The following is a 25,279-nucleotide window of genomic DNA, read 5'->3' as shown; positions in this document are numbered from 1 at the left end:
GCAACCGCCAACTCTATACGCCACCAAGGAGGCTTATGGAAGATAAGTGATTATCGGCACAAGTCCTTGGATAAGCTAGCGAAAAAAGCGTTTTTCGCTAGGTGTTTTTAGTGCACCCTTTTTTCTAAAAAATCAACTAAAAATTAATCAACTTTCTATTAACTTTTTACCACTAGACTTTCTCCTCCTATTATAGTAAAAACCACCCTTTTCTGCACACTCTAACTAGCATTTGTGTTACAATAAGAAGATGAACACTGTTGTACTAAAGGTATCTGCTCAGCAAAAACAGGCCATGATGACTCACTATGACCGCTATCGGCAGACCAGCAAAAATCCTTACATAGAAGCATTTTTCAAACTGACCGGTGCCAGCTTATCCATCTACACTTCTGGAAAAGTCGTTTTTCAGGGGGAAATGGCAGAGCAGGAAGCAGGGCTCTGGGGCTATGAGCCAGAAAGCTCTGGACAGACGACTGTACCTGGTCAAAACCTGCCCATGATTGGTACCGATGAGGTTGGAAACGGGTCTTATTTTGGAGGTTTGGCAGTCGTTGCTAGTTTTGTCCGCCCAGAAGACCATGCCTTTCTCAAGTCGCTTGGTGTGGATGATTCCAAAAAAATGACAGACCAAAAAATCTGCCAAATCGCCCCTCTCTTAAAAGAGAAAATCCCCCACCAAGCTCTGCTATTGTCACCGAAAAAATACAACGAAGTCATCGAGCAAGGCTACAATGCGGTGTCTGTCAAGGTTGCCCTACACAATCAGGCTATTTTCCTACTCTTGCAAAAGGGTGTCCAGCCTGAGAAGATTGTCATTGACGCCTTCACTTCCAGTCAAAATTATCAAAAATACTTGAAAAAGGAAGCCAACCAATTCGCCAATCCGGTTACTCTGGAAGAAAAGGCTGAGGGCAAGTACCTGGCTGTGGCAGTATCTTCTATTATTGCTAGAGCTATGTTTTTAGAAAATCTTGTCCAGCTTGGTCAATTGGTAGGCAGAAGCCTGCCTTCAGGAGCTGGCAGTAAATCCGACCAAGTCGCAGCAAGCATCATAAAAGACTATGGCATGGCAGGTCTCTCTCAAACAGCCAAACTCCACTTTGCCAATACGCAAAAAGCACAAAAATTATTGAAATGAGGAAACTACTATCATGGGAAGAAGAAAACAGCAAACAAAACGATCGCCATTAGTCACCTTCTTAGCTGAGTGGGGCATCTTTTTACTGTTTATGGCCGCTTTTTTTGCCAGTCGTTACTTTATCTGGAACCCTGTATCTGTCGATGGCCATTCTATGGACCCAACGCTTCAACACCAAGAAAAATTGATTATGTTAAAAACTACTTCAATTGACAGATTTGACATCGTCGTGGCTAGCGAAACCGATGAAAGTGGCGATGAAAAACTGATTGTCAAACGTGTGATTGGTATGCCAGGTGACACCATTCGCTACGAAAACGATGTCCTCTATGTTAACGACCAAAAAGTGGACGAGCCTTACTTAGATGAATATCTCGCTGCATTCCAGAAAGATAAACTTCAAGAAGTCTATTCTTACAACAAACAATTCCAAGCTGTGGCCCAATCTGCTGAAGCTTTCACACAAGATGCCAATGGTTACGTAGACTTTACCGTGACAGTCCCAGAAGGACAATACTACCTGATGGGAGATGACCGCCTTGTCTCACTAGATAGTCGTAGTGTAGGAACATTTTCCCGTGAAAACATCAAAGGAGAAGTTGTCTTTCGCATGTGGCCTCTCAACCGTATTGGGACTGTTGATTAATACTCTTCGAAAATCAAAACTATCCGTTGTCAAGAGCCTTGATGAGTGAAAAGCTCCGGTGGAGCTTTTCAGCCTGTTACCTTGAAACAAGACAGTAACAGAGTTCTATCATCAGCTTCGTTTCCTAGGCTATTTTTGATTTTCATTGAGTATAACACAAACAAGTTTGGAGCAAAAAGCACAGTACCACTTCTCAGAGTTCGTGTCAACATCCCAGCGCAGTGGTTGATTGGGTTTAACAGTCCAGTGGACTGTTAAAGGTTGGAGATAAGATTTGCGAAGCAAATCTCAGCAATTCGTGTTTTACACTCAAAATCTGACCTATATGGCTGATGCGAACGGGTTCGCTTCATTTCCAACCTCCAACAGTCACTACTCTGACTGTTGGAGCTGTGCGGGTTGGGAGTAAAATAGTCCAGTGGACTATTTTAGCCCGAACCTGCATATTTGGAAGTGAGGGGAACTCTTTTTGGTCTATGCGAGTTCTTTCCCACTCCCTTTTCATTATTATTGGAAATAAACTCTATGAACGAAGTGTATTTTACCGGCACCATTGACCGGATTATTTTTGAAAATCCTAGTAATTTTTATAAAATCCTTCTCCTTGAAATCGAGGAGACAGACGCAGACTATGATGACTACGAAATTATTGTGACCGGAACGATTGCCGATGTCATTGAAGGAGAAGACTATCGTTTCTATGGCAATCTGGTCACCCATCCCAAGTATGGTCAGCAGCTGCAAATTTCGCGTTACGAACGCAGCAAACCAACCTCCACAGGTCTGGTCAAGTATTTCTCCAGCAACCATTTCAAAGGGATTGGACGAAAAACAGCTGAGAAAATTGTGGAGCTCTATGGCGATGATACCATTGATAAGATTTTAGCTGAACCTGAAAAACTAACCCAAATCACAGGTCTATCCCGCAAGAACATGCAGGCATTTGTCGAAAAACTCCGCCTCAATTATGGAACCGAGCTGATCTTGGCAAAACTAGCTGAGTATGGTATTCCCAATAAATTGGCCTTTCAAATCCAAGACCAGTATAAAGAAAAAACACTTCAGATTATTGAAGAAAATCCCTATCAACTGGTCGAAGATGTCCAGGGGCTCGGCTTTACCATTGCCGATAGGATTGCGGAAAACCTGGGAATTGCCAGTGATTCACCCCAACGTTTTCGGGCAGGCATGCTCTTTAGCCTCATCCATCGCTCCATGGAAACAGGCGATACCTATGTGGAGGCCAGAGACTTGCTGGAAGCAACCCTTGAACTGCTGGAAAAATCCCGCCATACTGAGCTGGATCCTGCCGCAGTTGCCCACGAGTTGACAGGACTGATTGCAGACGACAAGGTACAGCAAGAAGGCACAAAGATTTTTGATAACAGCCTCTACTTTGCCGAACATGGTATCCATAAAAACCTGACCCGCCTGATGGGAAAAAATGGTTTCAAACCCTTCCCACGCACAGACGTTGAGGCTGCCATAGCAGAGCTGGAAAGCATGTCTTCTCTCACCTACGATGACATTCAAAAAGAAGCCATTGTCCAAGCCATTACCAATCCGCTTTTCATTCTGACAGGCGGACCAGGGACTGGAAAAACAACGGTTATCAACGGTATTATCGCGGTCTATGCCATCTTGCATAAGATTGACCTGACTCGCAACCGAGAAGAATGCCCAGTCCTTCTTGCCGCTCCAACTGGACGAGCAGCCAGACGAATGAATGAGTTGACAGGTCTACCTTCCGCCACCATCCACCGCCACCTCGGTCTGGTAGAAGGACAAGAAGAATCCTACCGTGATGATTATTTGGATGCCGACTTCATCATCGTCGACGAGTTTTCTATGGTCGACACTTGGTTGGCCAATCAACTCTTCCAAAACATCTCATCCCAAACCCAAGTTCTGATTGTCGGCGATGCCGAGCAATTGCCCTCTGTCAGTCCCGGTCAAGTCCTAGCTGACCTCTTGAAAATTGACAAGCTACCCAGCATCACTCTAGAACGTATCTATCGTCAATCCGATGATTCGACCATTGTTACCCTAGCCAGCCAGATTCGCCAAGGAGCTCTGCCTAGCGATTTCCGCGAAAAAAAGGCTGACCGCTCCTATTTTGAAGCGCAAAACGAACAAATTCCAGCCCTGATTGAGCGCATTGTCGGCGCAGCCATCAAGTCGGGCATTCCTGCAAACGAAGTACAGATCCTCGCGCCTATGTACCGTGGTGCTGCAGGTATTGACCAACTCAACACCATGACCCAGGCCCTGCTCAATCCACTGGAAGAGGGAGAGTTAGAATTCCTCCATAACGAGCACGCCTTCCGCCAAGGCGACCGGGTCATTCATCTAGTCAACGACGCCGAAGCCAATGTCTTCAATGGCGACTTGGGCTATATTACTGACCTCCTGCCTGCCAAGTACACCGACTCCAAGCAGGACGAGATTACCATCAACTTCGACGGTAGCGAGGTCACCTATCCCCGTAACGAATGGTACAAGATTACCTTGGCCTATGCCATGTCCATCCACAAGTCCCAGGGCAGTGAGTTCCAAGTCGTCATCCTTCCCATCACGCGCACCAGCCACCGCATGCTCCAGCGCAATCTGGTCTACACCGCCATCACCCGCTCCAAGAGCAAGCTCATCCTCCTAGGCGAAATCTCCGCCTTCGACTACGCCGTCAAAAACGCCGGCACCGTCCGCAAAACCTATCTGGTCCCACGTTTCCAAGGGGAAATGGCAGAGCAGGATAGCAAGGATGCTTTATCTGAAAAAGCCGAAAGCAAAACAGCTACAACCACACAAACCCAGCCCCCTACACAGCCAGACAGAAAAGAACTGGTTAAAGTAGTCAATGAAAACAACCAACAACTCTCCCTTCTTGATCAAGACCAGCCAGAAAAAACAAGTCCCCAACCCACAGAATACATTTTGACTGTAGACAACCTGCTAACTATCGACCCCATGATTGGCATAGAACAGGCAGATATTGAAGAGTTTTTCAGGAAAAGATAACAAAAATATTTCTTTTGTTACAAAAATGTTACAAATATTACAATTTTGTGTTGACGAACTTGTTTTTATTTGTTATACTCTGTTTATAAGCGGAGGTAAGAACAAATGAAAAAGATATTCAACTACTCAGTATTGTTGCTCTCTGTAACCTGTCTATTGACAGCTTGTTCAGCAAAAAAACAAAAAAGCCAGACAGAAGCAACCACCAGTAAAACGACCCAAGCAAGTACCAAGCAGACTAGTTCCTCCAAGCCTGCTAGTTCCCAAGAAACTACAACTGAAGCCAATTCATCAGCAGAGGCTAGTCAACAAAACCAGGAAACTCAGAACTCTCAAGCCGAAGAAAGTGTCCTAAGTACCGAAACGACTCACACTCAGCTCCTAACCCTACCAGCTACCACTATTCCCGACAGTCTAGTTGGAAAATGGCAAGGAAGGAGCCAACAAGCGCGTAATATTGAGGTAACTATCAGCGCAGACGGTACCTTTACTACTTATGAAGATTTTCGACTTAGTGAAAACGAGGAAGGAGAACACCTCATCCATACCTACACAGCCCGAGTTACAGATCTAGTTGAATATGCTCCAAACCACTACCTAATCCGCGAGGCAGAGGGGGAATATTCGGCTCTTCTCCCTGGAATGACTGGATTAGGAGGAAGAATTGCACCAGGATTTATCCTAGAAGGTGGACAATACAAGGTTGTTATGTGGGGAAATCCTGCTGATCCTACTGTCGAAGCTAAATACAACCTAGTATCAGAACCTAATGTTTTTGTAACCTTGGATAAGGTCGAGTAACCCAAAGGTTTATTCCTCTCCTCTATTCTCTAACAAACTTAAAGGAATATTCGTGCATACCTTTCCGAGAAGAAGACAAACATCTTATTTACAGTGTTTGTCTTTTTCTATTGTTCTCTATTTCGCTCTCCATAGAAATAAAGACCGGAGCAAGTCAACAATAGCCACCTGTTCTTTAGAAGAATAGCGCACTTGTGAGGAAATCGGCTATTTTATGCTCAATGAAAATCAATGGGATCCTAGGGTCGACCTGAGTTCAGCAAGGTAAGTTGACTACAGATATGTTTAATTTCAAAAAGTATTACCGACTAAGGTAGGCTTGGAACAAAGAGTGTCATCATCCTTCCCAAATCCTCCCATCTGCACAAAAATAAGGAGGGGAAACCCTCCTTAAGTGTGATTAGTTACTGATGATTGATTAGTTTTCTTGTTTTTTGGCAAGCACTGCTGCTGCACCAAGAAGTCCTAGAGCCGTAGCAAAATAAACTGCTGTAGATGCTTCTCCTGTTTCTGGAAGTTTTGCTGATGATGTTGCTGCTTTAGCTGTTGGTACTGCTGCAGCCACTTCTGCTTTAGGAGCTTCAACTTTAGGAGCTACAACTGGCGCTGGTGCTGGTGCAACTGTAAGTGTTGCTGGGTCAATTACTGGCAGCTCTGCTACTGTTACACTAGCACCTTTAGAGAAGAGATACTCACCTGCTTCATCTTTAGCAACTTCTACAGTTGGTAATTCTTCAGCTGTTACACTTTCACCTTTAGCTGTTTCCAAAGCTGGCAACTCAGCTACTGGAAGAGCTGGTGCTGTTACACTCTCGCCCTTAGCTGTTTCAATAGGAGCACCAAGTGTTGCAGGGTCAATTGTTGGAAGCTCTACTGTCGCACCTTCACCCTTAGCATAAAGATAGAATTCTCCATCTTTACCACCTACTTGCACTTCTGGAAGCGCTTCTGCTGTTGGAGCCTCAACTGGTGTGTTTGTAAAATACAAACCATTTTCATCCAAGGCAACCGCTACTTCATTTAATGTTGGTGCGGTAAGGCCCTCACCATGTTTTGTGATATCTACAGTACTTGGGTCCAAGGCTGGCAATTCTACTGATGCAGTCACACCTGTACCGTGCGCATAAACATATGGCTCACCATTGTCAAAACCAAGTGCTACTTCTGGAAGTTCCGCAGTCACACCCTCGCCATGTTTTGTGATGTCCACCGTACTTGGATCCAAGGCTGGTTTGTAGTCAGAGTTCAATACGCTGCTACCTTTTGCTGTCAATTCACCTGTATTGATATTGAAAGTTGGGATTGGATCTGCATAAGCACCTGTACCATGTGCAGTTGCTACACCAATCTCATTAGCTGATACAGTTGTTCCTACAACCGCAAGAGCTGCCAATGATACCAAACCAATAGAGGTTTTTCTCAAAAGATATGTTTTCTTTGTTGACATAATGTCACCTTCCCTTATATATAATCTACATTTGAAATAAAGCTGAGATAATGTTTCACCATTATCCGTGGCTCTTATCCTAACCATCACCCTATAAATGCAATGATTACAGTTATTATACCCCCCCCCCCCCCGATATTTTTGTCAAGTTTTTTATTGTATTTTTTATCATTTTCTTTATGTAATTTTTTGAAAATTGTCGCAAAATCCTTCTTGTTTTTCTGAAAATAAAGGGAAACAAAAAGGACCATTTAGGTCCTTTTTGTATGTAGATTATTTTCTTTTCTTGAGCAAGGCTGCTGAGCCAAGAAGACCTAGACGACCTACAAGCGAAAGAACTGTCATCACTTCACCAGTTTCTGGAAGTTTTTCTGATGCTGTTGAAGTTGTTTTCTTCTCTGCTGCTTTTGTTTCAGTTGCTTTAACTGTTGCAGGGTCAATTGTTGGCAAAGCTGCTGCCTTAAAGCTTTCACCTCTGACAGTTTCCAAAGCTGGCAATGTTGCAGTTACACCTGTACCTTTAGCTGTTTCTACAGCACCTTCGCTTGTTGGAAGGTCTGTTGTCACGCCAGCCTCTGTCCATGATATCAAGGTGGTTTATGAGCTATTAGAGGGGTGTAAGCAATCGGTTATCTTAGGTGATTTAGGCTACCTGAGCAGTGAACTCAAGAAGGACTTAGAACAAGAAGGTTACCATCTATGGACGCCATTTCGACAAAACATGGCAGGGGCTGAAGAACATAACGATTGGAAAGTGATGGCCATGAGACGAACTGAGGAAATATTTTTAAACCTGCTCTAGAACAACTTTACCCGCTATCTCTGCAAACTGCTCTGCTTCAACCTCTGGAAAATAATTCAAACAATTGGCTGTCGCAAAGGCCGCCGCTTCTTTCAAAAAGATTTCTGGGGCCTGACCTTGACTGATTCCCTTGACTAGCAAGCCCAGGTAGAAATCCCCTGCGGCAATCGGATTGCGTGTTTCTTTCCTAGGCGACTGGATACGGAAGAAGCGCTGACCAATCTTAGCTAGACTCCCCTTGCCTCCCATGGTAATAATGATATTCTCATGCGGCGTTACTTCTTTTAGTATCCGCAAAATGTCCGCTGGACTTTCTTCATCCAGATCTGGATAAATATCTTTCAGCTCTTCATTATTGATTTTGATAAGGGCCGGTCTAGCTTGATAAGCCGCACGTAAAGCTGGTCCACTGGTATCAACTATGGTTAGTACCTCTGGGTATTTTTCAATAAATCGCTGAATATAATCATCCGGCATGCCCTTCATGAGACTGCCTGAAAAGACTAGGATGTCGCCAGCTTGCAGGCTATTTTCAATCTGCTGGGTAAATTGGTCAAGCAGATCCTCTGTTAGTTCAAAACCTTTTTCATAAAATAGTACTACATCGCCTGTGCTAGTTTCTACGTAAATATTGCAGGTTCTTGTGTTCTGATTATTTTCAACCACGCATAGGGCATTTCCACCATCAGCATTAAGCTCCTGAATATAGCGACCAATCTGCCCACCTAAAATGGTATGGATAGTGTAGTCTGTCACTCCATTTTCTCGAAGTGCATAGGCTACATTGAAACTCTTTCCACCAGGATAATCCCTGACTTCCGACGGACGGAGGGGAATGTTCTTTTCAATCTTTTCAACAAGAAGCGTGCGATCTAGGGCTGGATTGGGACAAATTAAGTGAATCATAGGGAACTCCTTTTTTCTTTTGTACATATTATTATACTATATAAATCAAAAAAATAAAAAAGATAATTCCACGATGGGAACTATCTTTTCTACTATTTTATGATGCAAAAACCGAAATTCGTTCTTGCTGGTAGCCACCTTTTTCCGCAATGTCAACCAAAGCCACAGCATAGTCGGCATAACTAATATAGCTTTCACCTTGGGCATTGACTTGGAAAACCTCGCCAGCCAAAGTGTAGGCACCTGCTTTTTGACCTTCTGCATCAAAATCGGCTGCTGGGCTGATGTAGGTCCAGTTAACTGCTGTCGCCTGACGATAGAGGTCTAGACCAGCACCCATAGCCTCAGCGATTGGCAGGTATTCCGCAGGGAAATCTGGTGTATCTTTCAGCATAGCTGTCTGGCTCTCGTCTAAATAAAGACTGCCTGCACCACCAACTACTAAAAGACGAGTTGGACTACCAGCAAGGATGGTCGCTAGATGCTCAGCAAGACGAGCGTGATCCGGCAAGGTTTCTGGTGTCCAAGCACCAAAAGCATTGACTACTACATCAAAGCCTGCCAAATCTTCTTTGGTAAGAGCAAAAGCATCCTTTTGGATTACTTCTTGGGCTACGCTCTTGTTTTCAGAACGGACAATAGCCGTCACCTGATGACCACGTTCTACTGCTTCCTTGGTAATAGTTTGACCTGCTTGACCATTCGCTGCAATAATAGCAATTTTCATATTGATACCTCACTTGTTTTGTTGTAATGTTATTTTTTACAATACTTAGTTTATATCATGTTTGTTGTAATGTCAATAGTTACAACTCAAAAATTTAAAAAATCATCACGAGGATGATTAAATACCTATAATTCTGCCAATAAATCAGCAATGGTTGTTTGTCCCAACTCTTTTTCCAGAGCCGACTGGGCATTTTCCAAACGGCTATCTAGCAGGGGATGAATATTGCGGCCGACCTGACAGGCTGGATTGGGTTGTTCATGAAAACCAAAAAGTTTCCCCTTTTCTCCAAATAACTCTACAGCCTGATAGATATGAAGGAGGGTAATTTTATCTGGTGCTTGGGCCAAACGTGCCCCACCTACACCGCGTGCCACCTGAACCAAACCAGCCTCTTTCAACTGGGACAGAATATTGCGGATGATGACAGGATTAACCCCTACACTGCCTGCAATACTGGTACTGGTCTGTTTTTCCTTTTCTCCCTCCAAGGCTAGCAAGACCAAGATATGACTAGCAATGGTAAATCTACTCGAAATTTGCAATTCTACTTTCTCCTTCCATAAAATTGGTAACGGTCACTCCTAGCAAGCGTACACCTTTCTCAGCCTGTCCAACTTCTTCAAAAAGCTGACGGATTTCTTTCTCTATTACTTGAGCTTGATTGGTCGGTTCTTCCAAACTATGTCGCTTAGTCAGGGTTGAAAAATCTCCATAGCGGATTTTCAGAACAATGGTTCGCCCTTGTTTCTCATTTCGCTCCAAGCTGGCGGCCACTCGTTGACAGAGGCTGACTAGCTCCTTCAAGACATCTTCATCTCGATAAAGGAGCTTGCGGTAGGTTCTTTCCTTACCGATAGACTTTCGTACCCGATTGGTTTTGACAGGACTATTTGAAATGCCTCTGGCCTTCCGATACAAATCATAACCAAAGCGCCCAAAGCAATCTATCAAGGCCATTTCTGGTACATCTAGCAAATCTTGCCCCGTGTAGACCCCCATCTCATGCAGGCGTTCCACCGTCTTCTTCCCCACACCGTGAAATTTTTCAACAGGCAGGGAGGCGAGAATACCAACAGCATCCTCAGGCAAAATCAGGGTCAGCCCATGCGGTTTTTCCATATCCGAGGCAATTTTTGCCAAAAATTTATTGTAGGAAACACCTGCGGAAGCTGTCAAATGGAGTTCATTCCAGATGTCGTATTGAATGAGTTTAGCGATTTTGACCGCTGAGCCAATTCCAAGCTTATTTTCTGTTACATCCAAGTAAGCCTCATCGATGGACATAGGCTCCACCAAATCAGTATAGCGATGGAAAATTTCTCGAACCTGTCGCCCAACTTCCTGATATTTTTCATAATTGCCAGAAATGAAAATCGCCTGCGGACAACGTTCATAGGCTTCTTTTGAGGACATAGCCGAGTGAATCCCAAAGGCACGCGCCTCATAATTACAGGTAGATACCACTCCTCTACCGCCAGATAGTCTTGGGTCAGCCCCAATGATAACGGGTTTGCCCTTCAAAGCAGGATTATCCCTGACCTCAATGGCAGCAAAAAAAGCATCCATATCTACATGAATAATTTTTCTAGATAAATCATTGATTAGGGGAAATATTAACATGGTGCTCCTTTCTGCTCCTTACTACTAGACATATTATAGCCTATCTAACAAATTTTTTCATAAAGCGAACATTGACGGGCAAATAGTACTCAATGAAAATCAAAATCAGACTAGGCGACGCATATGCAGATAGAGCACCACTACTTCGCATTTTTAGATAGTAGAATTTTCAAATGTATAAACTTAGACGTGTCCTGTCTCTAATTCCATTTTGCTATAAGGTTGTGAAAAGGTTCGATAAACAATACAAAAGAGGCAGGTCCGATACCTACCTCTAATGTATTTGGAGAACAAGCTAATTATTTTATTCTGAAATGACTACTCAAATCGTCTTCTTCGAGCCACCATAGCCATTAGACCTACTAAACCAGCTGCTAGGAGCAAGCCTTGTTCAGTTGTTTCACCTGTTTGCGGTAAAGTAGCTGAAGTAGCTTTTGCTGGTTTTGGACTAGCAGCTTCTTTCGCCAAGTTTACAGGATCAATACTTGGAAGAGCAGCTGCTGTAGGAGCATAGTTAGGAACTAAGCCTCCATCGAAAGCAGGTAATGGTTCTGCTTTAACACTATCACCTTTTGCAATCACAAGCGGTGGCAATTCCCCTAACGGAAGAGGATCTGCTTTGGTGCTTTCACCTTTAGCAGTGACAATGTCCTCATCCTGTTTGACTGGCTCATCAACTGGTTGCTCAACAGCGCCTGGATTTGATGGTATTTCACTAGCATTCAAGCGAGCAACTGTAGCATCTAAGATATTTGCTGTCAAAAGATTTGCAGCTTCGACAGAAGCCATAAAGTCTTCCACTTCTTTGACAAGAGCTGTCTTACCTGCTGAACGTGCGGCCGCAAGGGCTGCTTCATAAGGTGCCTTATCAAGTGTTGCCTCTTCTTGAACAGGGGTCAAGAAGCGGAATTCTGCAGCGGACATGAATTGATCTGCAGTATCACCGTATGAGGCAGTACCTGTAATCACAATCTTCTTAGCCTTAATTGTCTTACCGAAATCAATTGTCTTAGTAGCACTTGTTGCTGGCCAATCCGCACCAGTAAAGGTATGTTCCACGTTTTGATCATCAGTAATTACCAATGTCAATGCTTTCAAGATACCGTTGCGGCCTGATTGTCTTGGCACATATTCAAAGCGTTGAATGTCTACTGGTCTACGAAGGTTAACTGTCGCTGGCTCATTAATATGACGGCCATTCCATGGTGTGTGCCAGATAGTAGACGGATTGCCGTCAAAGGCTTTAGCTATTTCTTCACCTTGTTGAGCACTAGCCTGAGCCAAGCCAATATCTTCGTTTGTGATCGCTGTTTTCTTCACTTGAAGATTTTGACGGGCTGTATTGGCAGTAGCAATCAAGGTACGAGCGTCTTCGATACTAATATCCTCAGGAGCTGCAGACACTGCTAACAAAGCTTCTTTGTACGGTGCCAAACTTGCTTGAGTATAGTTTTCATTCAAGACTGGAGTATTCAAGTTATAGTAATCCGTTGTCAACAAGTGACCAGTCAAGGTAACTTCTTCGATCACCAGATTATCCAGCATAAAGTCATTGTAGCCTCGGAAGTTGGCGTTTCCACTAGTATCTCCCTTGGTATCACCACCACGGCGAGTTGAGAAGATACCAACCCAAGTATTGCCAGACTCTGCACCTGTAACTAAGAAGCTTGCTTTCTTAGCCTTATCACTACCTTCCCATGAATTGTTCAATGGATTCAGCGTTAGGCTACCGGCATCGTCATTGTAGCGACCTTCACCGATTGCAAAGGCATAAGTTCCATTGGAACCTGCTTCATAGTCAAAGCTCACACGATAGGCCTTGCCAGCTTCAAAGCGGAAGTTTTGTGGAATAGTTTGGTAAACAATGCTATTGCGAGCTGTCAGACCATTTGTCTTGAGTGACCAAGTGCCTTCAATGACATCGTCCACTTTCTTGCCATTCCAGCCACGCTGAGTATATGGAGCATGTTTTTCTGCAAGGTGGGTACGGTTGTCCTCAACTCGTTCAATACCACCGATAACAAATGGGAAAATACCTTGCGGAACACTCTCAAAGTTTTGCTTGAAGGTACCAGCAGTTGTATTGTGACCTCCTGCAAACATCGTTGAGTCATTTTCAAAGATACGAATTTCATCAAAATAGGTTGCTGCAGCATCTGCATCGCGAGATAGGGTCAAGTGTACATTATCCACATTGTCTCCAGTTGTGAAGAATACATACATGTTTTGGAAGTAACTTGTATTATCAACCGTTGCGTTTTGTTGCAATGTATTATGAGCATAGGCTTTAACGTAGTTCAGAGCAATAGACTCATTTGTATAGTTTGTAACTTCTGAACTGCCTGTATTGACTGTAATGCTAGCTTTTGCTGTACTGCGGTTGTCTACCCCTACATAAGCTGCATAGCTGGTATTTGGTTTCAGACCTGTCAATTTTTGACTGAGACTAACTTTGGATGTATTGCCTTGGATACGGAGCATATCGTTGGCACCTTGGGATTTGACCAAAGTAGCCTTGCTAGTATCACCATCAATTGTCCAATGGTCCAGCTTACCTGAGTTAAAGCCTTGGTCATAGATATGCATGCCGTCGCTCCAGGACATCTCTGGATTTGTCTGCGGAGATTTATATAGAACATACGGCGCATTTGCATCAGCTTGAATGGTAATTTGACCATTTGTTACTGCCAATTCTTGAACATCTGTCTTACCAAGCTCAGTAAGTTTGTAGAGGTAAACCTTGTTACCAGTCCAATCTGAAGGAAGGGTCCAAGTTGTGGCACCTGCTTCTTCGTTGAAGTAGTACATTTTGTGTTTGTCACTAGTCAGGTCATTACCATTCGCATCCCAGTTCCAAGGCACCAAGTAAGCTGCTCCATCTTGAATCGTACGACCATTCAAGGTTACTGTACGTTGGCGATAGCCAGCATTGTTAACATCATTTGACTTACGGGTCAAGACCAAGGTATTGTCAGACTTGTCTTTCAAAGTGATTTCCATCTCTGGCGTCCAAGTATAGGTTTCACCGTTGTCCGTCATACGAACAGGGTCACCATTCTTCCAGTTGGTTACTTGGAAGTGTTGGATATACTTGGTCATCAGGTTGTTGGCAAACAAGTTGGTAATGTAACCATTATAGTCACTACGTCCTTGCCATCCTTCGAAATCTTTCATATCGTAGCCGCCAAGCAGTGGATAGTTTGCAGCACCACCATATGCAGGATAATCACCAACCCATGAATCTTTTTGGTGGTTACGAATGAAGCGGGCGATATTAGAGTTGATACCTTTCAGAGTAAAGCCACCATAGGTTAAGTCTGCTGCCCAGTGTTGGAAGGTCGAGTCATACTCACCTGCATAACCCCATTCAAAGGCATTTCTCCAACCTTGCATATTGATTTCTTTGGCAAGAACATGAGTTTCCCAAGCATTTTCGCCACCAGACTGACCATTACCCCACACATCGACATAGATAAAGTCTAATCCGTCACCCAGTTCTTTCTTCAAATCTTCCCAACGTTTCAAACGGTTGTGAGCCAAATCATAATGACCACTGATGTTGATACCTTGATCAATCCAGTTCCAACCATAGGCGTAGTCACCATTTGCCTGACGACGAAGAATCTCTTCAGAGAAGTATTGGGATTCTGGATAGGTTTCAGATGCGTTAACGTGAATACCTAATTTTGCGCCATATGGTTGCGATTTTTCAATCAAAGTCTTAAAGTCTTCTGTGCCACCGATACGTTTACCAATATCTGCATAGTTCAAGTGACCAGAGTCATGACCTTCACTACCATACCCTTTAAGAAGAACACTTTGTCCCAAGCCATCTGTATGAAGGGCAATTTTCTTAATACCATCCAAGGTCATCAAGAATGGGTTTTGAGCCTGTGATCCAAAGTTCATGGCAATACGGTAAGCTACCAGTTCCGGTACATATTCATGCCCTTTTGGATTGTTCATAATTTGACGGTAAGCAATAGCACTGTCTTGCCAGTCTACCTTATTATCATTGTTTGCATCAGCTGCAAAAACTACTTTTGCACTTGGCAATTCGAGAGTATATTCTGGATAAACGACACCGTTGTGGGCTCCCTCCCATCTCCATGGAGAGGAAGCAATTCCTAGATGAACACCAGTTTCACCATCAACAGTATATCGGTGGCTATTTGTTGTCAAGCGTGTAAAGTCACTTGCACCACCACCATAGCTATTTTGTGAATTACTCCAAACTGCTGCCGCAAATTGATCTGTTGAAACAAAGCCATACATGTACCCTTGACGTTGGTAATTCACACCATCTTGCAATTGAATATGCTCATCACCTGTGCGATGGGTGTGGGTCGACATGCGACTTCCATCAAATTTTGCATCGGTTTGATGGCTAGCGACTGAAACCAAATTATTTTCATCAAAAGCAATGGTTTGGATCAACTTGGCAACATCATCAATCTCTGCTCCATAGGTCACTTGGTTGCGGTTATTAACTTCCAAAACATCAAAGTGAAGTTCTTTACCTTCTACCTTGATTTGAACTTTGATAGAAGCGTTGATTTTGTTAGCTTCATCCACAACATCCAAAACATAGTGAGCGGTCTTGTCGTCAACTTTGTTATAGGTAACGGTTGGCGTCACTTTCACATTGTTGATGCGTAGTGAATTGAGGGAATGAACCTGTCCAAATACCTTGTTCCCGTTGAAAGTATATTCTCTAACACGTGGGAAGGCCCGGTCAATCTTGGCAGTTAATTCACCCGAATTGAGTTCATCATAGGCAACTGCCGCATCATTGACCACAAAAGCTGTTGTAGGTGTTTCTTCTTTTTCATCTGCAGGGGTCACACCTGTTTGGTCATCTGCTTTTATATCAACCTTGGTTAATTGCTGACCAAATGTACCTAATTTCAAAGCAACTCGTTTTTCAGCTGACAAGGCTTCTTTCACAGCTGTTTCCAAGTTTAGTGTGTCAAACAACTGTACATCATTGTTTGTAGCATTCAACTGCCCATCTGATTTGTATGAAATCGATAGAGTATTTTTACTATCTTTTACAGGAGATGTAGTGACTGTCCGTTCACGTAGCCAATTTCCTGTACCGTTAACCTTGTACTCCCAGAACCATCCTAAATTATCATATCCAACAAAGAGGAAGTTGTTAACATCTTTGTATTTGACAAAGACTCCAAAACGGCCTTGGTTGTTTTCAGAACGCTCTACAAACTCCAAGTTTAGATTGACATTGCCTTCTAGACTACCTTCCAATCCAGCTTTTTCAAAGACGGCAATGCTATCTCCATTATTGTTTTGTGTCGTTGAAGAAAGTGCATTGTAACGAACTCCACCTTCTTCCTTAATGGCAACTGTTCCTTTGATAGCTGAAGTAGATCTCCAGTCTGGTTGGATATCAGTCGGTGTTGGCGTAGGTGTATTCGTCTCTCCTGTACCAGTTGTGGCATTCGTTATTGGCTGGCTAGCAGTTTCTGAAACTCCTTCTTGGTTTTTAGCAACAATATCTACCACTGTACGGTCAGCATCACGGCTAGTTACTTTTAATTTTGCTGAGCGTGTATTCTTCAAGTCATTCCAAGCTGCTTCAGGAATTTGCTTGGCAGCAAATAATTCCTGAGCTTCAGTCATGGAATCTGAAATAATAGATGCAGAAATTTCCCCAGTAGATGTCAGGTTAACACTTAATTCATAGAGAACATTTCTTTCAGGAGCAGGTACCCGTTGCCCTTGGTACCATGTGCTTCCGCTTGGAGACTTGTACTCCCAGAACCAACCACCTTTATCATATCCAACTAGGACATGTTTATTTTGATCAGTATGATTGAGATAAACACCAAATCGAGCCTTTTCTGGTTCAGAACGTTCTACAAATGACAATGATACCTCCGCACTGCCATCTGCATTCATCTTCAAGTCAGAATTTTCAAATGTTCCAATATTTGTCGAATTGTCCTGACCTGCAACAGAGGACAAGCGGTTGTAACGAATTCCTTCTTCTTCAACCACCTCAACTGTACCAGCCGGTGTAGAAGTTGGAGTCCATTCCGCAACGGCTTCTTGAGATTCTGACTGGGCAAAATTCAATTCCGTCCGCGCAGCTTCTATATCCGTAGCAACTACCTCGTCTGTTTGGGAGCTATCTTGATCCACAACTCCTTCATTTGTATTGCTAACATCATTGTTTTCTATCGTCTCAACAGGAGTATCGGCAAGTGCTGTTCCCTCTGCCAATACTGTTCCACCTGAAAATAGAGAAATTCCTACGATAACTGACGCCGCACCTACTGTCAATTTTCTAATTGAATATCTATTCTTCTTAGAAAATAATTCCTTAGAGTAAGCTCTCATCGTCTGCCTCCTTTTATCTTTTGTTATTAATATAATATACACATACATTCTACATGATAGCGCTTTCTTTGTCAATATATCAATCCATTATATTTGACTGTTGTTGAATATTTTAATATAATGATGACTTGAGAGACCGATGACTGGATTATTGGATTTATATTCCACTACTTGGAAAAAATTCCAATTTATTTTTCAGTGTTTTGTCTTGAAGAAAGTGCTTACATATGATATACTAAAATATGTGAAAAGTAACAATATCTTAAAGGAGAACCCTCATGTCAACAAAAGTTAAAACAAAAAATGTTGCTGAAGACATTTTCGCCCAAGCCTGGGAAGGCTTTAAAGGTACAGATTGGCAAGATAAGGCAAGTGTAACACGCTTCGTTCAAGCCAACTACACTCCATACGATGGAGATGAAAGCTTCCTCGCAGGCCCAACTGAGCGTTCACTTCATATCAAAAAAATCATCGAAGAAACCAAGGCTGGCTACGAAGACACTCGCTTCCCAATGGACGTAGATCGTGCTACTTCTATCGCTGATATTCCAGCAGGTTTTATCGATAAAGAGAACGAACTCATCTTCGGTATCCAAAACGATGAGCTCTTCAAACTCAATTTCATGCCACGTGGTGGTATTCGTATGGCTGAAACAACGCTTATCGAAAACGGCTATACTCCAGACCCACTCCTTCATGAAATCTATACAAAACACGCTACAACTGTAAACGATGGTATCTTCCGTGCTTACACTGCTGACATCCGCCGTGCTCGCCACTCACACCACGTTTCTGGTCTTCCAGATGCTTACTCACGTGGCCGTATCATCGGTATGTACGCTCGTTTGGCTCTTTACGGAGCAGACTACTTGATGGAAGAAAAAGTAGCTGACTGGAATGCGATTACTGAAATTGATGAAGAATCAATCCGCCTTCGCGAAGAAATCAACCTTCAATACCAAGCATTGCAACAAGTTGTACGCTTAGGTGATCACTATGGTGTTGATGTTCGCAAACCTGCGATGAACACCAAAGAAGCAATCCAATGGACAAACATTGCCTTCATGGCAGTCTGCCGTGTTATCAACGGTGCCGCTACTTCTCTAGGTCGTGTGCCAATCGTTCTTGACATCTACGCAGAACGTGACTTGGCTCGTGGTACATTTACCGAATCTGAAATCCAAGAATTTGTTGATGACTTCGTATTGAAACTTCGTACAGTGAAATTCGCTCGTACAAAAGCCTTCGACGAAATCTACTCTGGTGACCCAACATTCTTGACAACATCTATGGCAGGTATGGGTAACGATGGTCGTCACCGTGTTACGAAAATGGACTACCGTTTCTTGAACACACTTGACAACATCGGTAACTCTCCAGAACCAAACTTAACAGTTCTTTGGTCAGACCAACTTCCATATTCATTCCGTCGCTACTGTATGGCAATGAGCCACAAACACTCTTCTATCCAATACGAAGGTGTGACAACAATGGCGAAAGATGGTTATGGCGAAATGTCATGTATCTCTTGCTGTGTATCTCCACTTGATCCAGAAAGCGAAGACCAACGCCACAACATTCAGTACTTCGGTGCTCGTGTTAACGTTCTTAAAGCTCTTCTTTCAAGCTGGAACAACGGCTACGACGATGTTCACAAAGATTACAAAGTGTTCGATGGTGTTGAACCAAATACTTCTGAAATCTTTGACTACGATCAAGTTATTGCCAACTTTGAAAAAGCCCTCGACTGGTTGACTGATACATATGTAGACGCGATGAACATCATCCACTACATGACTGACAAGTACAACTATGAAGCAGTTCAAATGGCCTTCTTGCCAACTCACCTTCGTGCAAACATGGGCTTCGGTATCTGTGGCTTTGCAAATACTGTTGACTCATTGTCTGCTATCAAGTACGCACAAGTAAAACCAATCCGTGACGAAGATGGCTTCATCTACGATTACGAAGTAACTGGCGACTTCCCACGTTATGGTGAAGACGACGACCGTGTAGATGACATTGCGAAATGGCTCATGGAAGCATTCTTCTCTCGCTTGAACAAGCACAAATTGTACAAGAATGCTGAAGCAACTGTGTCTATCTTGACAATCACTTCAAACGTTGCTTACTCTAAACAAACAGCTAACTCACCAGTTCACCGCGGTGTATTCCTCAACGAAGATGGTTCCGTTAACACTTCTAAAGTGGAATTCTTCCCACCAGGTGCTAACCCAACTTCTAAATCTCGTGGTGGTTGGTTGCAAAACTTGAATACTCTTTCTAAACTCAACTTCAAACATGCCAACGACGGTATCTCATTGACAACTCAGGTTTCACCAAAAGCTCTTGGTAAGACCTTCGATGAGCAAGTGAACAACTTGGTGACAATCCTTGACGGATACTTCGAGCAAGGTGGTCAGCACGTCAACTTGAACGTTATGGACTTGAACGATGTTTATGACAAGATTATGGCAGGTGAAGATGTTATCGTTCGTATCTCTGGATACTGCGTAAACACTAAATACCTCACTAAAGAGCAAAAAACTGAATTGACTCAACGTGTCTTCCACGAAGTTCTTTCAATGGACGACCACGCTGCTGAGGTTTCAGGTCAAGCTTAATCAAGCAAACACAAAAGGACTTGCACATGCAGGTCCTTTTACTATGTCGAAAAATCTACTGAGTGTTGCGGAAGGATAGTTATTAGTCAACAGCCTCTTCTTCCTCCAAGACCTGACGAATCAAGACCATGACCTGGTTTCGATCCAGCTTCCACTGGGCCCGCTCATCCTTGTCAAAAGTACGATTCGAGAGAAAAATCGCAGCTTTCTGCAAGGGACGATTGTACATGATAAAGGTCCCCGTATAGCCTGTGTGCGACAACCAGTCCCCTTTCTTATCCCAGGCCAACGACCGCTTGCGCTTGTCATCAAAGCCATAGTCCTGGGTCAAATCTGCCGCAAAGTCAGCCGTCAGATAGCGCTCCAAAAAGATTTCCAGATCCTTGACCGTCGAAAAGAGACCTGCACTACCCGCGTGAACACCCAAGACACGCGCCTTGGGGTCATGTACCAGACCCGCTTTGACGCCACGTACCGTCGGTACCGCCTGACTGACTGGTCCAAAGGAGGTTTGAGACATGCCAAAGGGCTCTAGAACGTCTCGACTGATCAGCTGGTCCAGACTGTCTCTACCCAGTTCCTCCAACAAAAAGCCCAGTAAGAGAAAATTAATGTCTGTGTAGAGGAAATCTTTCCTATCCGTTACGGTAATCTTCAAAATCGCTTCCTTGAGCTGGTCGGCATCCAGACTATCCCGATTGGGAATGAAGGGATCGATACCACTAGTATGGGTCAATAATTGCCGAAGGGTGACCTGACTATCCGCAAAAGCAGGATAATAAGACTGCAAGGTCCTATCGAGCTCCAAAGCTCCGCTATTAACCAAAAAAGTCGCAAGAGTCCCCACACCAACCACCTTGGAAACAGACGCCAAATCATAGGTCAAACCCGCCTCAACTGGCGTATGCCCATCCTGAGTCCCCAGATAGTACTCCAGCCACTGCCCCTTAGAAAAAAGAGCCAGACTGGCACCAGGATAGACTCCTGCTACAATCTGCTCTGAAATCTTGTCTAAAATTACTTGTCTCATTTTTCGAACCACAATTCAATACCACTTGGGTCAACCGTTTGAATAAAGCTTGCTTTTTTATCTTTAAAGAACGGACCCTCTAACTGGCTTTCCAAATGCGCCCAATCAAAGTCCTGCTCGACGGGAAAACGCAAGCCTTCTAAATCCCAAACTTGTTCTGCAGGAGTTAATAAATCCTTACCTTCTGCTCCAACAAAACGCAAAAAGGCTTGTTGAGGTAGGATTGCCTCATAATAGTCTTGGCTAATACTAGCTTGTGGGGTATTAATCCAGACAGACTCTACTGTAAAAGCGGTCAGACCAGAAAAGTCATCCTGCACCTTAAATGGAACAGGTGGAAGGATTGCTTTTAGGTCATCAACAGATGCTTCTGCATGTAAAAGAAAGGTGTCTCCTTCTGGCGAAAGAGCTTCAAAACCATAGCCATTTTTTCCTTGGTAGAGCTTACTATACTGTGACCCTTGCGCCAGTAAAGCTTCAATTTCAGAGGCACTGTCTACTTTTATCACAATTTTATTCAGTTTTTTAAGCCCTTCGACAGCACGGGTGCGATTACCAGGAGATTCTGTCAAAACAAGCTTCGTTTCTGGACTTGTTCTATCTCCAAAATCAGCAAAAGGACCATCTTCTAGCTTGGTCTTCATTCCTAGATTTTTTTCTAAAAATCCTTGGTTAATAGCCCTATTATTAATACGTAAAACAGGGACTATAGCATCATTTTTTCTCAACACGATACATTTCACTCCTCAGTCATTCTACAATATTGTATTAAAAATTTCGTCATTTTACAACTAATTGTATCGTCGTTTTATACATTAATATTTTTATATATACGGATAATTTTTAGACAAACACTAGCTTATCAGATATAATAGCTATTATAGACTATTATCCTAAAAAAGAGGAGAATTTATGCGCTTTAATCAATTTTCTTTTATAAAAAAAGAGACCTCCATCTACTTGCAAGAGCTTGATGCTCTAGGATTTCAACTGATTCCTAATGCAAGTAGTAAGACAAATTTAGAAACCTTTGTCAGAAAGTGCCATTTCCTGACAGCCAACACCGACTTTGCCCTGTCCAACATGATTGCGGATTGGGATACAGACCTGCTGACCTTCTTCCAGTCTGACCATGAGCTGACTGACCTGATTTTCTATCAAGTCGCCTTTCAGTTGCTGGGCTTTGTACCTGGTGTGGACTACACAGATGTGGAAGAATTCCGCAAGGCTAGCCAATTTCCGATTGTCTATGGGGACATCATTGACAACCTCTATCAGCTCCTCAATACTCGGACCAAGTCTGGAAATACCTTGATTGACCAGCTGGTCAGCGATGACCTAATCCCAGAAGACAATCGCTACCACTTCTTCAACGGCAAATCGCTAGCGACCTTTTCAACCAAAAACCTTATTCGAGAGGTGGTCTATGTCGAAACACCTGTCGATACGGCTGGGACTGGGCAGACAGATATTGTTAAGCTATCCATTCTCCGTCCGCACTTTGACGGGAAAATACCTGCGGTGATTACAAACAGTCCCTATCATCAGGGTGTTAACGATGTAGCTAGTGACAAGGCCCTGCACAAGATGGAAGGGGAGTTGGCGGAAAAACCAGCTGGCACCATCGAGGTCAAGCAGACTAGCATCACCAAGCTAGACTTGGACCAGCGGGACCTGCCTGTCAGCCCTGCCACCGAAAAACTGGGCCATATGACTTCATACTCCCTCAATGACTACTTCCTCTCTCGCGGCTTTGCCAGCCTTCATGTGTCTGGTGTCGGCACGCTGGGCTCGACGGGCTACATGACATCTGGCGACTACCAGCAGGTGGAGGGCTACAAAGCGGTGATTGACTGGCTGAACGGCCGCACCAAGGCCTACACAGACCATACTCGCTCGATTGAGGTCAAGGCTGATTGGGCCAATGGTAAGGTAGCGACGACGGGACTTTCTTATCTCGGCACCATGTCCAATGCCTTGGCAACAACTGGCGTGGACGGATTGGAAGTCGTCATCGCAGAAGCGGGGATTTCCTCTTGGTATGACTACTACCGTGAAAACGGGCTGGTGACCAGCCCTGGCGGCTATCCAGGCGAAGATTTAGACAGCTTGACCGCCCTGACCTACTCGAAAAGCCTGCAAGCAGGCGACTTCCTCCGCAATAAAGAAACTTACGAAAAAGGACTGGCAGCAGAACGATCTGTCCTGGACCGCACCAGCGGTGACTACAACCAGTCTTGGCATGACCGCAACTACCTGCTCCACGCTGACAAGGTCAAGTGCGAGGTGGTCTTTACCCACGGCTCACAGGACTGGAATGTCAAGCCAATCCATGTCTGGAATATGTTCCATGCCCTGCCAAGCCACATCAAAAAGCACCTCTTCTTCCACAACGGTGCCCATATTTACATGAACAACTGGCAGTCTATTGATTTCCGTGAGTCCATGAACGCCCTGCTCAGTCAAAAACTGCTGGGCTACGAGAACAACTACCAACTGCCAACGGTCATCTGGCAGGACAACAGCGGTGAGCAAACTTGGACGACCTTGGACACCTTTGGCGGTGGACAAGAGGCTGTCTTGCCACTGGGAACTGGAAGCCAGACCATTGCCAATCAGTATGCCCAAGAAGATTTTGACCGCTACGGCAAATCTTACCCTGCCTTCCACCAAGACCTCTATGCAGGCAAGGCCAACCAAGTCAGCATCGAGCTGCCTGTAACGAAGGACCTCCTGCTCAACGGACAGGTCACGCTGAAACTCCGTGTAGCTTCTAGTGTAACCAAAGGCCTCTTATCTGCTCAGCTATTGGACAAGGGAAATAAAAAACGCCTAGCCCCAATCCCAACACCGAAAACAAGATTGAGCTTGGACAACGGCCGTTACCATGCCCAAGAAAATCTGGTGGAGTTGCCTTATGTGGAGATGCCGCAACGCTTGGTGACCAAGGGCTTTATGAACCTGCAAAACCGCACCGACCTGCTGACTGTCGAGGAAGTGGTGCCAGACCAATGGGTGAATCTAACCTGGAAACTGCAGCCGACCATTTATCAGTTGAAAAAAGGCGATGTCTTGGAGCTGATTCTCTACACCACCGACTTTGAATGCACTGTTCGGGATAATTCTCAATGGCAAATCCACCTTGATTTAAGTCAATCACAGTTAATTTTACCGCACTAATATTTGATTTTCAGCTCTAAAAAGAGGCTTGGCGTTTCCGCCCGGCCTCTTTGTTGCTGTTTCATAATGGTTTAGATCTGATCTTTAGATTTTTTGTTTATAGCTGTAGCGACTACTGCCAAGCTAATTCCAGCTAAACCAAGGCCTACTAAGGCTAGGTTATTGCGTTGTTCACCTGTTGCAGGTAGGGTTGCTTTGTTTGCAGAAGGTGCGCCTTTATGACTCATTGCCGGATTTGATTGTACTGAAGGAGTTGTTTTTACTTCTTCTTTCTTCATTTCCAAGCTACCTTTTACAAGGATACGGTTTTGACCTTCAACAACAGTCTCTGATAATAGGTTGGTTGCGACAACTTTACCATCAACTATGACATCTTGATAAACAGATACTTTTTTACCTGCTTTTCCTTCTTGAAGAAGGTATGATTTGCCAAGCGCTAGGCTTGCATCATATCTGATTTCTTCTTTGATAGGGAGAGCTTCTTCTACCTTGCGTTCTTTTGTTGTGAAGTCTAGCTTTGGTTTTTCCGCTGTTTTTGGCGCGACTTCTGGAACTGCTGTCTTAGGTGCAGAGTCTTCCGCTTTTGGTTGCTCAGCCTTTGGCATTTCCTCCTTCGGCATGTCTTCTGCTTTCGGTTGCTCCATTTCTGGTTGCTTAGCCTCTGGCATTGGAGCTGGGACCGGAACTTCCTCCTCTTTCGGTGCCGGCGCTGGCATTTCCGCTTTTGGTTCGTCCATTTTCGGCTCGTCCATTGGAGTTTCCGGTGCTGGAGTTGGAGCTGGAACCTCTTCCTCTTTTGGAGCCTCTGGCATTGGAGTTGGAGCTGGAGTTTCTTCCTCTTTTGGAGCCTCCGGCATTGGAGCTGGGGCCGGAACTTCCTCCTCTTTCGGTGCCGGTGCTGGCATTTCCGCTTTTGGTTCGTCCATTTTCGGCTCGTCCATTGGAGTTTCCGGTGCTGGAGTTGGAGCTGGAAC

16 protein-coding genes and 1 pseudogene are annotated in these 25,279 nt (G+C 44.1%); 7 read left to right on the top strand and 10 right to left on the bottom strand.

The annotated features are described in order from the left end of the window. Window positions 1-250: 250 nt before the first annotated feature. The 4 genes from rnhC to P7J58_RS06590 all read left to right on the top strand — a co-directional run bounded on the left by rnhC (window position 251) and on the right by P7J58_RS06590 (window position 5,606). Complete coding sequence (gene rnhC, locus P7J58_RS06605) at window positions 251-1,141, top strand: ribonuclease HIII (protein WP_099876375.1); 891 nt, start codon at window positions 251-253, stop codon at window positions 1,139-1,141. 13 nt (window positions 1,142-1,154) lie between these two features. Next, window positions 1,155-1,787 (top strand): signal peptidase I, encoded by a 633-nt coding sequence (gene lepB, locus P7J58_RS06600; protein WP_099876373.1) that lies wholly within the window; start codon window positions 1,155-1,157, stop codon window positions 1,785-1,787. Window positions 1,788-2,312: 525 nt separating this feature from the next. Then, window positions 2,313-4,805: an ATP-dependent RecD-like DNA helicase gene (locus P7J58_RS06595; protein WP_408555926.1), complete on the top strand. Its 2,493-nt coding sequence runs from the start codon at window positions 2,313-2,315 to the stop codon at window positions 4,803-4,805. Between the two features lie 105 nt (window positions 4,806-4,910). Next, complete coding sequence (locus P7J58_RS06590; protein ID WP_408555927.1) at window positions 4,911-5,606, top strand: hypothetical protein; 696 nt, start codon at window positions 4,911-4,913, stop codon at window positions 5,604-5,606. A gap of 418 nt (window positions 5,607-6,024) precedes the next feature. Here the strand turns inward: P7J58_RS06590 and P7J58_RS06585 are convergent, their stop codons facing one another. Further along, a complete protein-coding gene (locus P7J58_RS06585) occupies window positions 6,025-7,053 on the bottom strand; it encodes an LPXTG cell wall anchor domain-containing protein (protein WP_172010299.1) in 1,029 nt (342 codons plus the stop codon). Between the two features lie 273 nt (window positions 7,054-7,326). Then, window positions 7,327-7,620 carry an LPXTG cell wall anchor domain-containing protein gene (locus tag P7J58_RS06580; RefSeq protein WP_408565579.1) on the bottom strand — a complete coding sequence of 98 codons (294 nt, stop codon included), beginning with the start codon at window positions 7,618-7,620 and terminating at the stop codon, window positions 7,327-7,329. Here P7J58_RS06580 and P7J58_RS06575 point away from each other — a divergent pair. Beyond that, window positions 7,613-7,855 (top strand): annotated as a pseudogene (locus tag P7J58_RS06575) (transposase); the annotation flags it as partial. The gene P7J58_RS06580 and the pseudogene P7J58_RS06575 sit on opposite strands and share 8 nt — an antisense overlap. On the opposite strand, the gene P7J58_RS06570 reads toward P7J58_RS06575, so the two are convergent. The 5 genes from P7J58_RS06570 to P7J58_RS06550 form a co-directional block, all read right to left on the bottom strand. Next, window positions 7,841-8,761 carry a 1-phosphofructokinase family hexose kinase gene (locus P7J58_RS06570; RefSeq protein WP_029943654.1) on the bottom strand — a complete coding sequence of 307 codons (921 nt, stop codon included), beginning with the start codon at window positions 8,759-8,761 and terminating at the stop codon, window positions 7,841-7,843. The pseudogene P7J58_RS06575 and the gene P7J58_RS06570 overlap by 15 nt on opposite strands. A gap of 97 nt (window positions 8,762-8,858) precedes the next feature. Further along, entirely contained in the window at window positions 8,859-9,488 is a 630-nt protein-coding gene (locus P7J58_RS06565) for an NAD(P)-dependent oxidoreductase (protein ID WP_408555929.1), read from the bottom strand. Window positions 9,489-9,613: 125 nt separating this feature from the next. After that, the gene (locus P7J58_RS06560) at window positions 9,614-10,033 is read right to left on the bottom strand and encodes an Rrf2 family transcriptional regulator (RefSeq protein ID WP_408555930.1); all 420 of its coding nucleotides are present in this window, start codon (window positions 10,031-10,033) and stop codon (window positions 9,614-9,616) included. Then, the gene (dinB, locus tag P7J58_RS06555; RefSeq protein WP_408555931.1) at window positions 10,017-11,111 is read right to left on the bottom strand and encodes a DNA polymerase IV; all 1,095 of its coding nucleotides are present in this window, start codon (window positions 11,109-11,111) and stop codon (window positions 10,017-10,019) included. The genes P7J58_RS06560 and dinB overlap by 17 nt, the downstream gene beginning before the upstream one ends. Before the next feature lie 318 nt (window positions 11,112-11,429). Next, window positions 11,430-17,471, bottom strand: coding sequence for an endo-alpha-N-acetylgalactosaminidase family protein (locus P7J58_RS06550; RefSeq protein WP_408555932.1), 6,042 nt, complete (start codon window positions 17,469-17,471; stop codon window positions 11,430-11,432). Between the two features lie 278 nt (window positions 17,472-17,749). On the opposite strand from P7J58_RS06550, the gene pflB reads away from it, so the two are divergent. Next, window positions 17,750-20,095 (top strand): formate C-acetyltransferase, encoded by a 2,346-nt coding sequence (pflB, locus tag P7J58_RS06545; RefSeq protein ID WP_024376804.1) that lies wholly within the window; start codon window positions 17,750-17,752, stop codon window positions 20,093-20,095. An 82-nt stretch (window positions 20,096-20,177) separates the two neighbouring features. Here the strand turns inward: pflB and P7J58_RS06540 are convergent, their stop codons facing one another. Both P7J58_RS06540 and P7J58_RS06535 read right to left on the bottom strand, forming a co-directional pair. Beyond that, the gene (locus P7J58_RS06540; RefSeq protein ID WP_099876477.1) at window positions 20,178-21,125 is read right to left on the bottom strand and encodes a serine hydrolase domain-containing protein; all 948 of its coding nucleotides are present in this window, start codon (window positions 21,123-21,125) and stop codon (window positions 20,178-20,180) included. Next, entirely contained in the window at window positions 21,122-21,856 is a 735-nt protein-coding gene (locus tag P7J58_RS06535; protein WP_044759172.1) for a CppA N-terminal domain-containing protein, read from the bottom strand. The genes P7J58_RS06540 and P7J58_RS06535 overlap by 4 nt, the downstream gene beginning before the upstream one ends. Before the next feature lie 181 nt (window positions 21,857-22,037). On the opposite strand from P7J58_RS06535, the gene P7J58_RS06530 reads away from it, so the two are divergent. Continuing rightward, entirely contained in the window at window positions 22,038-24,305 is a 2,268-nt protein-coding gene (locus tag P7J58_RS06530; protein ID WP_408555933.1) for a Xaa-Pro dipeptidyl-peptidase, read from the top strand. 71 nt (window positions 24,306-24,376) lie between these two features. Here the strand turns inward: P7J58_RS06530 and P7J58_RS06525 are convergent. Beyond that, a partial coding sequence (locus P7J58_RS06525; protein WP_408572571.1) for a G5 domain-containing protein occupies window positions 24,377-25,279 on the bottom strand: 903 nt, incomplete at its 5' end.

The sequence above is a fragment of the Streptococcus suis genome (assembly GCF_046032535.1).
GTDB lineage: Bacteria > Bacillota > Bacilli > Lactobacillales > Streptococcaceae > Streptococcus > Streptococcus suis_AK.
The sequence above is the reverse complement of the archived record's forward strand: the minus strand, read 5'-3'. Positions and strand labels throughout refer to the sequence as shown.